Here is a 15047-nt window from a genome sequence, read left to right on the forward strand (position 1 = left end):
GGCAATGACAGTCATATCCATCACGCCACCAGCACCGGCGCCGCGCGGTCTGCCAGAAGTTGTGGGCCTGTTCAGTCCGCGCATCACCTTGCAAACCCTCCACCGAGGCGACGGTTTGCTTGGCATGAAACCGAGTGGTGATTTCGGGCCACGCGGCGGCAGCGTCACCGTGGCCGAGATAGACTGGCTTTATCAAACGGAATGCGGCCTGCGCTGGCAGACTCCGGCCCCAACGGCACTGCTCAACCGCCGCCCGCATTCCACCCAGTTGCTGCATGATGCACAGGGCAAACCCGTCAGCCTCTTGCGTGACCTGGGGGCCGAAGCCGATGCCCTCGACAAGGTCTGGGACATCAGTCTGCAACCCTTGCCTGCTGCGAGCCTGCAATGGCGCACAGCCGATAATGCAGCCAGTTTCGGCCCTTTATGGAGCCTGGTGCAAGAAGGATTTTTTGCCGATTTCTGGGCTGATCAGTTACCGCTCTTGCAGCAGCTCGGCTGGCAGATCGTGGTGCGGCCCGGCTTTGCCCATGAGAGCGTGCCTGTCGATGCCTGGCATCTGATCATTGCCGAAGACAGTGGTGAAATCCTGGGCCGTCAGGTGGCAGCACGCATGCGCGGTCGAGAAGAAATCATACAGCCGCTGGGCCTGCCCGCGCGTGAAGGCTCATGGATGTTGAGCCTGGGCATAGAAATCGAAGGCGAGATGCTGGACCTGGTGCCCATGCTGGCCAACCTGCTCAAGCGCGACGCGCGCTGGCTCAATGCCAGGCAGGTCAGGCAGATTGACGACATGGCCGTGATACAGTTGCGCGCCCCTGGCGGCAGGCGTATTGATGCGCTGGCAGCGCCGCTGAAAGCCATCGTTATGCACATGCTCGACATGCTGACCGACAGGCCGGAAACCGCCAGCCCGATACCATTGTCCGGCTGGGACAACCACCGGCTAGAAGCATTACGCCTGAGCCTGCTTGACACCCAGGCGACACGTGCCGGTGTACATGGTGGCTGGCAATTGCAGGGCGACGCCGGTCTGCGTCAGCTGGCAAAACGTTTGCAGGCAGCTGGTGAACCGCGCGCCAATGCCGCACCGGCAGGCCTGGGCATCAGCTTGCGTCCCTACCAGCTGCATGGCGTGGCCTGGCTGCAATACTTGCGTGAGCAACACCTGGCCGGCATACTGGCCGACGACATGGGCCTGGGCAAGACCGCGCAAGTCCTCACCCATCTGCTGATAGAAAAGCAGCAAGGCCGGCTCGACAGACCCGCCCTGATCGTGCTGCCGACTTCTCTGCTGTTCAACTGGCAGGCTGAAGCCCAACGCATCACACCTGAGCTGCACCTGCTGAGCCTGCAAGGGCCGGACCGGGCCGACCTGTTTGCGGCGATTGCACAAGCCGATATGGTGCTGACCAGTTACCCCTTGTTGTGGCGCGACCTCGATGTGCTGGCGGCACGGCAGTTCCACATGTTGATCCTGGATGAGGCGCAGACCGTCAAGAATGCAGCGAGCCGCAGCGCCGATGCCGTGCGCCGCATACAAGCCAGACACAGGCTCTGCATGACAGGCACGCCGCTGGAAAACAATCTCGGTGAATTGTGGACGCAGTTTGATTTTCTGATGCCGGGCTTTCTGGGTGACATGCGCAGCTTTGCACGGCTGTGGCGCAAACCCATCGAAGTCAATGGGGAAACCCTGCGGGCGCAATTACTGGCGCAAAAAGTACGCCCCTTCATCCTGCGGCGGCGCAAGGATGACGTAGCCAGCGAGTTGCCACCACGCACCGAAGTCATCAAGCGCTTGCGCCTGCAAGGTAAACAGCGTGAATTGTATGAAAGCGTGCGTGTCGCCGCCGATGAGCAGGTACGCCGCATCCTGCAGCGCAAGGGTTTTGACGGTGCGCAGATCAGCATACTCGATGCCTTGCTGAAACTGCGCCAGGTCTGCTGCGACCCGCACTTACTCAAAGGCAAGCAAACCCCGCCCGACATGGAAAGGGCCAAGCTTGACATGCTGGCAGACATGTTGCCGCCGCTGGTGGCAGAAGGACGCCGTGTGCTGGTGTTTTCGCAATTCACGGAAATGCTGGAACTGATCGCCGCCTGCCTGGACGAGCTTGATCTGCCCTACCTGATGCTGACCGGCAAAACCCCGGCCGCTCAACGCGGCAAGGTGGTCAGGCAATTCCAGAGTGGTGATGCGCCAATCATGCTGATCAGCCTGAAAGCCGGCGGTGTAGGCCTGAACCTGACTGCTGCCGACACCGTCATCCACACTGACCCCTGGTGGAACCCGGCAGTGGAAGAGCAAGCCAATGCCCGCGCCCACCGCATAGGGCAGGACAAGGCTGTCTTCATCTACAAATTATTGATAGAAGGCAGCATAGAAGAACGCATCCTGCAGTTGCAGGCACGCAAGTCTGCGCTGGCCGAAGGCGTATTGGGTAGTGACACCGCCTTGGCCAGCAAATTCAGCAATGCCGACCTGCAAGCCCTGCTGGCCCCACTGGCCCTACCAAGCACATGCCTGCCTGTCGCATAAGTCAGACACGCTGCTACACAGCACAATACACAGCACAATAAATGATGTAAATTTCTATTAATTTTGTTAATTTGTTTCTTCTGTTCATTGACAAAAAAACATAGATAGCACATCTTGGTAGAGATATAGATACGAACATGGTAGTCTTTTTATTGCCGAAAAGAAATATCATGACTGCTTGACTGCTTGCCTGCATGAAACCAGGGTGAATGGCTTGTATTTTCTTTCATCTGAGTAAAGCAGACATTCATGCGATCGTACAGTAAGCGGCAATAATCAAGTCCGCCACGAATCTGACACAGGGTTATCTGACATGACAACACCTCGCAATCGTTATATCGCAATCGTCACGGCGATGTACCTGCTGTTTGCGTTGACCTGGATATTGCTATCAGACAGCCTGCTGACCAGCCTTGCCGATAAGCAAGCTATTGCCTGGCTGTCAACGATCAAAGGCGTGTTTTTTGTCCTGACCAGCGCCACCCTGTTTTTTATCGCCCTGAGGGCGGTGCCGCCACAAGATTCCGGCAAGCGCGATATATTGAGCAACTCCCTGCTCGACGCCTTCCTGCCATACACCAAAGTACGCTGGCCGGTGTATGTGGCGGCCATCGTCCTTCCCTTGTCTGTGTTGTTTTTACGTCAGGCCATGGCGCCGGCATTTGATAACCGTCCCATGCTGATCATGTTTGTGTTGCCCATCGCGATCAGCGCCATGCTCGGTGGCCTGGGGCCTGGACTGCTGTCAACGCTGGTGGCCGTGCTTGGACTGTCCTATCTGGTGATCCCGCCTTTGTATAGTTTCTTCATCAAAAATAATCAGGATATTTTGCAGATCGGTTTTTTGATTGTCGACGGTGTCGCTGTCAGCATCCTGAGTGAGGCGTTGCGGCAATCGATGATCCGGGTGCAAAACAGCCGCAACCTGCTTGACGCGATTATCAGCAGCACCTCTGACGCCATCGTCGTCAAAGACCTGGCCGGGCGCTATGTGCTGGCCAATGAAGCAGCGGTCAGATTCGCTAACAAACCCATCGAACAAATCATCGGTCATGACGATGCCGCACTGTTCCCGCCGTCATCAGCGCACAGGATACAGCAGACTGACCGGGCCATCATCTCCAGCGGCCAGATGCAGACACATGACGAACACATAGAAACCTTCGATGGCCGCAATCTGGTTTTCCTGGTGACCAAAGGCCCCCTGGTTGATAAGGATAATCATGTGCAAGGTATGTTCAGTATTTCGCGCGATATCACAGAACGTCAGGTGGCCGAGGCAGCCCTGCAGGAAAGTGAAGCAGCGATGAAGGTCGCTCAGCGCCTGGCCAACGTCGGCAGCTGGAACTGGGATATACGCACCGGCATACATACCTGGTCAGAAGAAATCTACCTGATCTATGGCCGGGACCCTGCCCTGCCGCCTGCTGCCTATCCTGAAGTAAAGCAATACTTCACACCCGAGAGTTGGGAAAAACTTGCGGCCGTAGTTGACCAGGCGATAAAGACATTTTCTCCTTACACCTGCGATGCCGAGGTGGTCAGGCCTGACGGCAGCCATCGCTGGATCATCGCCCGTGGCGAAGCCTTGCAGGATGAAGAGGGCAAGCTGATCAAACTGCATGGCAGCGTGCAGGATATTACCGAACGCAAGAACGCAGCAATGCAGTTGCAGGCCAGCGAAGAGCGCCTGCAAATGGCCATTGAAGCCTCCAGCGAGGGCTTGTGGGACTGGGACCTGACGACAGACAAGGTATATCGCTCACACCATTACTACGAAATGAGCGGCTACGCAGAAAGTGAAACCAGCAAGGACTTTGACTTTTTCAACCGCATCATCCATCCCGACGACCTGCCTGTGGCCTTGCAGAACATTGAAAACCACAAATTACAACTGACCCCCAATATCGATTATGAATTCCGTCTGCGGACCAAACAGGGCGAGACAAAATGGATGCACTCGCGCGGCAAGATCGTCAGCCGCGATGCACAGGGCACCCCCCTGCGAGCAATTGGAACAATTGCCGACATCACCGAGAAAAAACTGATCTCCGCCGAACTGCTGGAAAGAGAGCAAAGGCTGGAACGTGTCATGCTCGGTTCTGACGTTGGCTATTGGGACTGGGATCTGAGTACTGATACATTCAAGGTCAGCGCCCGCTGGGAAACCATGCTGGGCTATGAGCCGGGTGAAATGGATGTGCGGCCGGAAACCTGGGCAGATCACATCCACCCCGACGACCTCAAGCAGGTTTCCGCTTCATTGGACCGTCACATACAGGGGCTGACAGCAAGTCATGAACAGGAAATGCGCCTGCGCACCAAGTCCGGCGAATGGCGCTGGGTTCTGACACGTGGCGCAATCGTTGCCTGGGACGAACATGGCAAACCGCTCATCATGTCCGGCACCCACACTGACATCACCGAACGCAAGACCCTGGAAATAACGCAGAAGGAAGCCGCCACGGTGTTTTCCAGCAGTTTTGAAGGCATCATGGTGGTCAGCCCCCAGGGCCTGATCACCAAGATCAACCCGGCCTTCACCCGCATCACCGGCTATACCGAGAAAGAAGTCTGCGGGAAATCAACGAAAATTCTGGCCTCTGGCCGCCATAACGTCAGCTTTTATGCAGAGATGTGGGAGCAATTGCGGGAAGATGATTTCTGGCGTGGCGAAGTATGGAACAAGCGCAAGAACGATGAAATCTTTCCTGAACTCCTGTCCATTTCCACCGTGCGCGATGCCCGCGGTGAAATCCTGCATTACGTAGGTATATTCACCGATATCAGCGAACTAAAGACGCACGAGGCAGAGCTCGACCGCATGGCGCACTATGACCCACTGACTGGCGCAGCCAACCGCCGTCTGCTGGCAGACCGGCTGAGCCAGGCAGTCAACCGCGCCAACCGTACCGGCAAGTCACTAGCGGTATGCTTTATCGACCTCGACGGTTTCAAGGAAATCAATGATAAATATGGCCATGCCGCCGGCGACCGGCTACTGATCGGTATCACTGAAAACCTCAAGCATGTACTGCGCGCCGACGACACCCTGGCCAGGCTGGGCGGCGACGAATTTGCCATCCTGCTGTCCGATATCAATTCCGCAGAAGAAAGCGCGGCGATACTTGATCGCGTGCTGTTCGGCGTCAATAAACCTGTACTGCTGGAAGCCATGACCTTATCTGTCACGGCCAGCATAGGCGTAAGCCTCTTCCCCGATGACAATGTCGACGCCGACACCCTGCTGCGCCACGCTGACCATGCCATGTACATGGCAAAAGAAGCCGGCAAGAACCGCTATCACCTGTTCGACCCCGAGAGCGACCGGCGCGCCCAGCACCGCCGGCAAACCCTGGAAAGACTGGAAATCGCACTGGACCATGAAGAGTTTGTGCTGTTCTACCAGCCCAAGGTGGATCTCATCACCGGCGAAATCATCGGTGCTGAAGCACTGATACGCTGGCAGCACCCCAATCGAGGCATACTGTCACCTGCAGAATTCCTGCCCTATATCTACGGCAGCCGCATGGAAAAACCACTGGGCGAATGGGTCATCAAGGCTGCGTTGCAACAGGCTTATCACTGGCAGCTGCGTGGTATCGCCATCCGTGTCAGCGCCAATATCAGCGCCCATCACCTGCTTGCCACTGATTTTTGCGATTACCTGCAGGCTGCACTGCGTGCGTTTCCCTACTTCCAGGCCAGCAATTTTGAACTGGAAGTGCTGGAAACCGCCGCCATTGCCGATATGGAGCAGGCTGTCACCATACTCAACCGCTGCCGCCAGATGGGCATCCATTTCTCATTGGATGACTTTGGTACAGGCTATTCTTCCCTGACCTATCTGCGCAAACTGCCGGTCAATACCCTGAAGATAGATCAAAGCTTTGTACGCGACATGCTCAATGACGTCGAAGACATGGACATCGTCGAAGGCGTGATACGCCTGGCCGGTGCCTTTAACCGCCAGGTCATTGCCGAAGGAGTGGAAACCATGGAACATGGCGCCAAATTGCTGGAGCTCGGCTGCCGGCTGGCCCAGGGTTATGGCATCGCCCGCCCCATGCCGCCTGACCAGTTCATCGAGTGGTCAGCATGCTGGAAAACAGAAGCGCGCTGGCGCGACCTGCGCGGCAAGCCCGCTTTGCAAGTCTTGCGCTGACTGCGCCGACAACGGAGTCAGTCCGCGCATTTCACAGACGACCGGTTTTACTTTTTACGGAACACCAGGTCCCACACACCATGGCCCAGGCGCAGGCCACGGTTTTCAAATTTGGTGACAGGGCGGTAATCGGGGCGGGGCGCGTAGCCGTCTGCCGTATTTTCCAGTGCTGGCTCTGCACCCAATACTTCCAGCATCTGCACCGCATAGTCTTCCCAGTCAGTTGCACAATGCAGGTAACCACCAGGTGCCAGACGCGAGGCCAGCAAGGCCACCAGCGGGCCTTGTATCAGGCGGCGCTTGTTATGACGGGCCTTGTGCCAGGGGTCGGGGAAAAACACGTGTATGCCATGCAAAGACACAGGTGCGATCATATTCGTCAGCACTTCAAAAGCATCATGCTGGATGATGCGCTGGTTCTGCAAACCCATTTCATCCGTCAATTTGAGCAGGCTGCCCACACCAGGCGTATGTACTTCCACACCAATGAAGTTTTTCTCCGGCATGCCGGCCGAAATCTTGGCGCTGGTTTCGCCCATGCCAAAACCAATTTCAAACACTGTCGGTGCGTTGCGGCCAAACGCAGCATCCACATCCAGCAGCGTTTTTTGGTAAGGAATACAAAAGCGCGGGCTTAAAGTTTCTATCGCCCTGGCCTGTGCATCAGACAAGCGCCCAGCGCGGGTGACAAAGCTACGGATGCGGCGCTCGGTAGGATCATAAAACAGCGGCTTGGCGCCATCGGCAGGTTTGGAATCAGACATACAGGAAATCAACAAAGAGGGGGAGTTACAGGCGCGAAATAAAAGCCAACGACTTCAGGGTCAATGCATCACCACCAATCATTGGCAAAACCCGTCGTGACATCAAAGTCACTTCTGCCGCCTTTGGCAGGTTGAGCTGTTTCGCAAAAAACGGTATTTTAACAGATGAAAGCAGTACTTAACATCATTGAAAACAGCCGCCAGTAGCAGGCAGTCATCGCAGAATGCCTTGCCCGCGCATTCTGGCCAGACAAGCCAGAGCATGTATAAGCTTGTACGATATTAAATTGACATTACAAACAAAGACAATAACTGCCATCCTGATGCAGGCACCTCCACCAGCCCCGGATACAGAACTGCTCGACAGACAGTAAAATCAGCCTGCGACCCTATTCCCCATCCATGAGGCAGGCTGAGATACTCTCGTCTGTCTGGCGGCTTACTTTCCAGCAGGTGAGAATACATTGCATTTTGTTATAGTTGCTGCATCAAAGTTCATGGCCAAAGAATTCACTCCATGCCCATCTTTCATGCCGGAATTTGTCACTATCCTTGCCTCTGCATTGTTTTTACAAAATGCTCTTGACAGGCCAGGCAATCTTTTCCAATCTCTTTTTAATAGAGTCTCTTCATACATCTGAACTAAATTATCACTCCATCCCTCATCATGCAATGTCAGCAAAAGTATTGCGCCACCATATTTTGCATTTTCATAAACGTTTAAGACTTTTCCCCCGTGCGAAATCAATGCATCCATGTCGCTTTTCATCATCACCAACTGCCTCTGTGTTTCACCAGAACCTGGATTTCTTGACATCGCGGTAAAAAACAGCGCGCCCCACACGCAAATCAATAATGCAATCACATATACCTTATAACGCGCCCATATGCCCTGCTTTGTCAGCATCATCGATTCTACCTATTCTTGATATCTACCAATATTCGATAGTCTACCAGTTGGACGAGAAATGCCCACTCCCCCACTCACACCTGGTTTCGCTCTTTTGCTGAACCCTGGTGTTCCAAATCCCAACTCAATCGCAGTAGGTCCTCCAAACGCGTGATTAATTCCTCCGTAAATTCCAAATAGACTGCCTCCCATTTGAAAACTTGATCCATCAAGAAACTGGTTTGTCACATCCACTCTCTTTTTAAGATCATCTGCTGAGGTATTTCCCAGAATATATCCCCACACAAGAGATCCGCCTGGCGTCACGGGCACATTTCCTGCGGCACCAGTATAAGTGTGACCACTATCCAGATTGACCGTACCACTCCCTCCCAGACCAAATCCGCCTCCGCTAGCAGTGACATAATTTGGCCGTGGAATACCTGGCTGTTCAAATCCTGCGGAATAATCTCCCGTATTCCAGCCTGGATAAAATGGATTGGCAGGAACTTTACTATTTCTGTCTGCAAATAGAGCATCTGCCTTCTGGTTAAACAAACGCAATTTCTCTGCATTTCCGGCATACCAGATTGAGTTGGCTTCTTTCTGGTACGCGTCGCTTGCGGCTATATCTCCCCGAGAACGCGCCCATTCAGCAGCCTTGGCCAATTGATCGGCTCTGGAAAAAAATTGTTCTGGTGGCCAGGGCCCAATTGGCGCATCCGTACTACTTGATTGCTGAAAGTTCGACATCTTTTTTAACACCGCGCTACGCCCCGATTGCATCCCGCCGTTAAGGCCGAAAGAACTTTGCTGAGCTCGTAATCTTTTTTCGTCAATTTCATCCCTTGTCTCCTTAAGATTGTAAGAATTCAAATCATCATTGAGGTAATCTGATTTTTCTGCTCGCAAGAAATTGGATTTTGCCAAATCGTGATCGTCATCTATTGCGCCACGACCTGGTATGTCAATGAACGTCGCTGCATTATCGTTGTTAGTGACTGCAGATCCGTACCCAAAGTCCCGCTGTGCGACTGCATACCCTGGCAACATGCCGGATTCCAGCTTGAGCTTACGCATGTCATCCAGGTAATCATTATCGCCATAGAGCTTCAAATCGTCCTGGTATGGGTCATACAATCCCCGTCCATCATCATTAAAATTCCTGTATAGATTCATGTTTTCCTCTTGAGTTTGATTGCTGCAAATGCTTGTGCTTGCAACAAATCGTTAAAATGGTTTTTCTGTGCGCCAGCGAAGCGGGCGCGAGTCGTCCTGCCTGACGACATGTTTTTTTTAAGTTTGGAATTCAAATAGAGGCGACTACGCTGACTGTTGAAAATCGTCAGCCTGCAAACCAGACATCATATCGACATCCGGCACAGTCGCACTACTGCAAAACAGCGGGATCTGACTCGCTTGGAAATCATGACGATGGCAGTAATTCCAGCACTGACTGTTCTGGCGTCTTCCGCCGCGAGCATGCCGCATTACATTGACCAATTGCACTCCGACATTGGGCGCAGAGGGCAGCCAGCCATTCGCTCCCTGATCTGGGTGTTTGAAAAATAAAAGCCGACTCAGTTTCAAATCGGCTTTTTAAAGATGCGCTGGTGAACTGTGCCCATTATTTCAACACAAACGCCGCCCATTACTCTGACACGAGATTGCTTATCAGTTCCCACCCAATATCAGGCGAAATTTGATACCGGTTCCGGCGATCTGCCTATGGATTCCAGGTCGTTCTTCCAATGCTCGCTTGCTATGGTATAAATGTTCCGGAAAAATTGTCGTGGATTATGTATTTCCCATGTATCGGGCAGACTAATATATTCATTGTACTCATACACCACCAAGGCTGCAAAATCATAACTGTTATCATGCAAAGCTTCAGCCAGTACGCGAATCAACTCTGCTTTATGCTCTGGCTTGAAAAAATCATCTTTTACGGAAAAATAGAAATCCCTCATGAGGGTATTTAACTGGGCGAAGTCATTTGGATCATATTTAGCCAACTCAACACCAAGCGATTCCTCCCTGTCATAAATGTCAAAAACAGCGAGGAATGATGTTGGATCAGGCTGAAAATCAGCACTACACATTGGACCTTTAAGCGCCATAGTAAATCTCCCCTTAGTACGGATAGGCTGTATACGGCACTCCACGAGCGTCGTCAAAGCGAACTATCCAATTATCCAGTTGGGGATTATAAAACGGGAACTGCTTTGATATTTTATTAGGTGCAAAACCTCTCCCACCGCCGTTAAAGAATTCTCGTGTTACTTCTGCAGGCCCATTAATCGCGCTGTATTTTGAGAGGCCACGCGCTTCTCTTGTAACAGCCTCATTTAAAGCATCCCGCATTGATAACCAGTCTTGAAATTGTGAACTTTTCTCCCCCTTGGGTTTGGACTTGAGAACACCAGTCCTCGGATGAGCACCATCGATTGCCTTTTGTTCAAGGTTGGGGCGCAATGGAATATCCGGCGCGTGCTTGTCTACAAAATGGGCATTCAATCCAGGATATTTCGTGTTTAAAGCATCTTGATAATTTTGTACCCAGTTACCCGCGCTTGCGTCAGCCAGGCTATTAATCAGGCCGGGCCTGTTTTCAGGTTTGATACCTTGCCACTTATATTGAAGCTGTTGAAGACGGTTGTCAAATTGTGGGACAAAACCAAAGTCAGTTTCAACATTATTGGCTATCCGGGCTGCATTGACTGCTTTGGCTTCTTCTGCTGCGAGCATGCTGGCGCGCCGCATCGCATTCACCGACTGCACTCCAACATCAAGCGTCTTGCCTACTCCCCAACCCAGGGCACTGCCAGCAATCGCTGATCCCAGTTGTTTACCTTCTACTTCACCTGCAGGCCTGAAATCCCCCTGTCTTGCATTGAGAAAAGCACGCCGCTGTTCATCCTGCATGCGCTTGCCGCCCTCAACGAATACAGAATAAGGATCACTGAAAACGGCGCCTATCATCGATGGTATTTTCGGTATGCTTGCAAACGTATCTGAAATTCCCTCTTTGGCTGCTTTCAATTTTGCCGCATAGAAGTCAGAAAGATCGCCGAAATTGAGATGCGGACTATAAACCTGCCCGGGTTTTTGACTTGGAAAATTCGAATAATAGCGGGGGAGCATGCGTATATCAGCCTGATTGAGCAGACCTCGATTTCCGCCCTCTTTGCCAATCATGGCAATGCTGTTGTCAACTGGCGTGTCGTATCGAGGTGATGTCTCCGCATCGCGGGATGCCAATGAATTCGGCACATCTGCTGTGCCTGTTCTGCGCACCAATGACGCACTACTTTTAGAGGCGACAGGGCGCAGATAAACACGCGACACGCCCTGGACAAATTTATCGCCAGAAGCTGGTGTACTGGGATCGTCAAGGTCAGCGAGATCAGCTTGGTACGCTGCCTTTTCTGAACGCAGGAAATTGGACTTTACCAAATCGCGATCATCATCTATTGCACCACGATCTGGCATGTCAATGAATGTCGCTGCATTGCCATTGTCAACAACTGGTGATCCGTATCCAAAGTCCTGCTGTGCGACTGCGTACCCTGGCAACATACCGGATTCCAGCTTAAGCTTACGCATGTCATCCAGGAAGTCATTATCACCATAGAGATTCAAATCGTCCGGATATGGGTCGTACAAACCCATTCCATCGTCACTAAAATTTCTGTATAGATTCATGTTTTCCTCTTGAGTTTGAGTACTGCATGTGCCTGTACATGCAGTAATTGATTGAAATGGCTTTTCTGTGCACCGGCAAAGCGGGCACAAGTCGCCCTGCCTGGCGACATTCTTTTGTTGAAGCTCGGGGATTTAGATAGGTGCGACTACACAGACTGTTGAAAGTTTTCCGTCTGTATACCGGATGCAGTGTCTACATCCGGCACGGTCGCATTACTGCAAACTGCAATGAGTCACTTGCCTGAACCAATCGGGCCTTAAAACAAACCCTTGATTTCTGAGATGCAAGATGTCAGCAACAAGGCAAAGTTGCTGGTCCTCTAAAGTCCTGACGAAATTGGCGGGAAATATTGCGAAAAAACCAAAGAAGAGTTGGATATCCATTGCGTCAGCAATAGCAAATAGACAGTCATATATTTTCGATGAAACTGAGGTCCAGTTCGTCATCGAATACGTCAGGCGTATACTTGCGATACCTGCCGGGAAAATGGCAATCGATGGCTACTCCCACCCTTGCGGATCTTGATGGCAGTGTGCCTGACCATTCCCTGGAGAAAATGAGATTGAGTAATCTTTGGCGTTGAATTCTATCGTATGTTGGACTTTTTTTATTTACTGCCATCCTTTCCATCTTTTTCAGCACAATGGCCAGGTATACAGTACGGAAGGAGGGGTTGACTCGTTTCTACGCCGCTATAAAGAGAGAACGTGAAGTCGTTTTTGGCTGGCAAATCTACTCCCAGCACTTTTTCAGCAATCCTTGAATTCTCTATATCCGTCCTGGGTCTTAACAGGAATCTGAAACTCAAAGGGTCAATAATGCCATACTCACGTACACACCCCGACCCGCCACAATCGCGAGAAAAGAGCAGTTGTTCCTTACCATGGCGATTCTTGACGCAGGAGGTTGAAAAGTGATTGCGATCGACAGTATATAGTTCTTTCATCTTTCCATGCGCCTCGCCGTAAAGCACGAAAACATACAAAGCATCTTGCTTTTCAACTGTCATTTTCACTTCAAATTGTGTTCCACCACACTGAAAAAGCACAATCTCTGCAAATGAACTGTTCAATGCCAAAAAATAAGAGATAAAAAGAAAAAGTACCCTATAAGTATTCAACATCAAGATGTGTCTTTCCAAGTAAGTTAATTCAGACAGATTTCAGTTTGCTACGAGTGTGCTCTGTTACTTTTGCCCTGCACCTGGTGAAACCTAAGAAAGTCAGCTAGTAGGCAACTGTGGAATCGAGAGTGAAGGGCACCCGGCGCATCAGAGCAAAGCGCAGATACTCCCATTATCGCCGTGATTCTTACCACGATGCGCGGGTGTGCTTCACTTCTGCCTTCGCTGTTACAGTCCACCAGATGATGTTCATTGATTTCATCGAGCTCAGGATTTTTCCAGCAAAATACTTCATAAGAATTGACAATATAAAAATAGCAAAATCTCCAGCCAATGCTATCAGGGGTGCGTTTTTTTGCAACGCATCCTCCCATTTCTAAAGATCACTCGCCTCTTAAAATTTTCAGAAACATTTTCGCACGCGGCATAACCTCATTTCGAGAAATATTCAGTGCTTCAGATTCACTGCCATTGCGCTCCTTTCTATTTGGGCCATCATGATACTTATACACATAATCTAGTCCTCTCAGATTTTTCTTTGCCAGACGAATGTAATCTGCCGTAAGCCGAACCAATTTATTGGCCCGCTCATCCACATCCCACATTTCATTGCCGCCAAGCCCATTTTGTTTTCTGGTCGCGTTGGTAAATTGCCCCAGGACAGTCGCACTTGAGGTCCCCGCAGCAGCGTCTGGATTGAAACCTGACTCTTTATGAGCAATAGCCAAAACCAATGCGGTTTGTTCATCATTCAGGCCTGCCTGGACTTTTCAATCAATGCATTGATAGCAGCCCTTTGCACCGCAGGATCAGCATCACCGGAGATTCGGGAGCGCCCTGCCAGCCTGTTATTTGAGTAATCAATCGGTGTATTGATATGTGAGTCCCGGATGATTTTCCTGTTCCGGTAGGCAGCTCCTTTAGGAGCATACAATTTGTCGTAATCAATTGCGTATTCCGAATATTTTTTTATTGGTGCAATACCCTCATCATTATCCACGTCAGTCGCCGCGCCGGCGGTCTTCAACTGTTACCGTAAAAATTCCACGAATCTTGCTGTACTGTCGTTTGGATGGTCTTCCTCCATTTCAAGTATATTTCTTGTATGAAACGGCAATGGACGATAGGCCATGACACTTGGCAGGCTTGACGCACTATAGTCACCAACAGATTTCTTTGGAATTGATGTGCCCAAATCAAGTACTGATCTTGCGCATGCCTGATCACCTTCAAAATTATGTCCATCTGAAATACCTTGAATCATTTGACCATCCCGGTCTTCAGGGGCTACAAAAAATGCCGCATTTCTTTTATAACCAGCTCTTTGCAGTTCCGCCGAGTCATAGGGAGAACATGAACTTCTCGTACTAGATTCTTTGTTGACTCCTACGTCATATTGAGATGGAATATTTAAATCAGGCATTTCCCGGCCATCCACAAAATCAACGCCCAATACCGGATGACTAAACCCCAGGTATTGATTCAACAATCGGCCGGGCTGACCCGGTTTCTGAGACACATAGAAGTCATCAAAACTCAAGCCAGGTTTAAAAAAGCTGCTGAGGTTACGCACTTGCTTCTGTAATAATGGCGAGTCCTCCGTGCCATAAAAATTGGCGTCTTGCATCAACTCACCTACAAGGGGATTACTTTGTCAATATAAAGCACTGCCGTCGTCATCCAATTGTAGGGCTTTATACTGTTTAGCAAATTCAGAATCATCTTCGCCAAGGTTGTAAAGCATATTTTCCTCTTGATATTGGTTGTGGCATTCTTCTGCATACCACAGGTGGTTTAAGTGATAGCTACCAACAGAACAGACGCAAAACGCCCTGCCTGCTGGCATCTGTTTTTAAAA

Annotated in this window: 11 protein-coding genes; 2 read left to right on the forward strand and 9 right to left on the reverse strand. The window is 51.1% G+C overall.

Annotation, left to right across the window (positions count from 1 at the left end):
* Positions 1 to 4: 4 nt before the first annotated feature.
* Together LZ463_RS26225 and LZ463_RS26230 are read left to right on the forward strand one after the other, a co-directional pair.
* Positions 5 to 2542, forward strand: coding sequence for a DEAD/DEAH box helicase (locus LZ463_RS26225; protein WP_241459274.1), 2538 nt, complete (start codon positions 5 to 7; stop codon positions 2540 to 2542).
* A gap of 313 nt (positions 2543 to 2855) precedes the next feature.
* Positions 2856 to 6707 carry a PAS domain S-box protein gene (locus tag LZ463_RS26230; protein WP_241459275.1) on the forward strand — a complete coding sequence of 1284 codons (3852 nt, stop codon included), beginning with the start codon at positions 2856 to 2858 and terminating at the stop codon, positions 6705 to 6707.
* 47 nt (positions 6708 to 6754) lie between these two features.
* Here LZ463_RS26230 and trmB read toward each other — a convergent pair whose 3' ends face one another.
* The 9 genes from trmB to LZ463_RS26275 form a co-directional block, all read right to left on the reverse strand.
* Positions 6755 to 7471, reverse strand: a complete 717-nt coding sequence (gene trmB / locus LZ463_RS26235; RefSeq protein ID WP_241459276.1) for a tRNA (guanosine(46)-N7)-methyltransferase TrmB — start codon at positions 7469 to 7471, stop codon at positions 6755 to 6757.
* 439 nt (positions 7472 to 7910) lie between these two features.
* Complete coding sequence (locus tag LZ463_RS26240; protein WP_241459277.1) at positions 7911 to 8381, reverse strand: hypothetical protein; 471 nt, start codon at positions 8379 to 8381, stop codon at positions 7911 to 7913.
* A gap of 9 nt (positions 8382 to 8390) precedes the next feature.
* Positions 8391 to 9539 carry a polymorphic toxin type 22 domain-containing protein gene (locus tag LZ463_RS26245; RefSeq protein ID WP_241459278.1) on the reverse strand — a complete coding sequence of 383 codons (1149 nt, stop codon included), beginning with the start codon at positions 9537 to 9539 and terminating at the stop codon, positions 8391 to 8393.
* Between the two features lie 512 nt (positions 9540 to 10051).
* Positions 10052 to 10480 carry a hypothetical protein gene (locus LZ463_RS26250; RefSeq protein WP_241459279.1) on the reverse strand — a complete coding sequence of 143 codons (429 nt, stop codon included), beginning with the start codon at positions 10478 to 10480 and terminating at the stop codon, positions 10052 to 10054.
* A 13-nt stretch (positions 10481 to 10493) separates the two neighbouring features.
* Entirely contained in the window at positions 10494 to 12065 is a 1572-nt protein-coding gene (locus tag LZ463_RS26255; RefSeq protein WP_241459280.1) for a hypothetical protein, read from the reverse strand.
* A gap of 608 nt (positions 12066 to 12673) precedes the next feature.
* Positions 12674 to 13189 carry a hypothetical protein gene (locus LZ463_RS26260; protein ID WP_241459281.1) on the reverse strand — a complete coding sequence of 172 codons (516 nt, stop codon included), beginning with the start codon at positions 13187 to 13189 and terminating at the stop codon, positions 12674 to 12676.
* A gap of 383 nt (positions 13190 to 13572) precedes the next feature.
* A complete protein-coding gene (locus LZ463_RS26265; RefSeq protein ID WP_241459282.1) occupies positions 13573 to 13917 on the reverse strand; it encodes a transglycosylase SLT domain-containing protein in 345 nt (114 codons plus the stop codon).
* Between the two features lie 23 nt (positions 13918 to 13940).
* The gene (locus tag LZ463_RS26270; RefSeq protein ID WP_241459283.1) at positions 13941 to 14189 is read right to left on the reverse strand and encodes a hypothetical protein; all 249 of its coding nucleotides are present in this window, start codon (positions 14187 to 14189) and stop codon (positions 13941 to 13943) included.
* A 30-nt stretch (positions 14190 to 14219) separates the two neighbouring features.
* Positions 14220 to 14816: a hypothetical protein gene (locus LZ463_RS26275; protein ID WP_241459284.1), complete on the reverse strand. Its 597-nt coding sequence runs from the start codon at positions 14814 to 14816 to the stop codon at positions 14220 to 14222.
* Positions 14817 to 15047: the final 231 nt, after the last annotated feature.

This window comes from Undibacterium paludis, assembly GCF_022568815.1.
GTDB lineage: Bacteria > Pseudomonadota > Gammaproteobacteria > Burkholderiales > Burkholderiaceae_D > Undibacterium.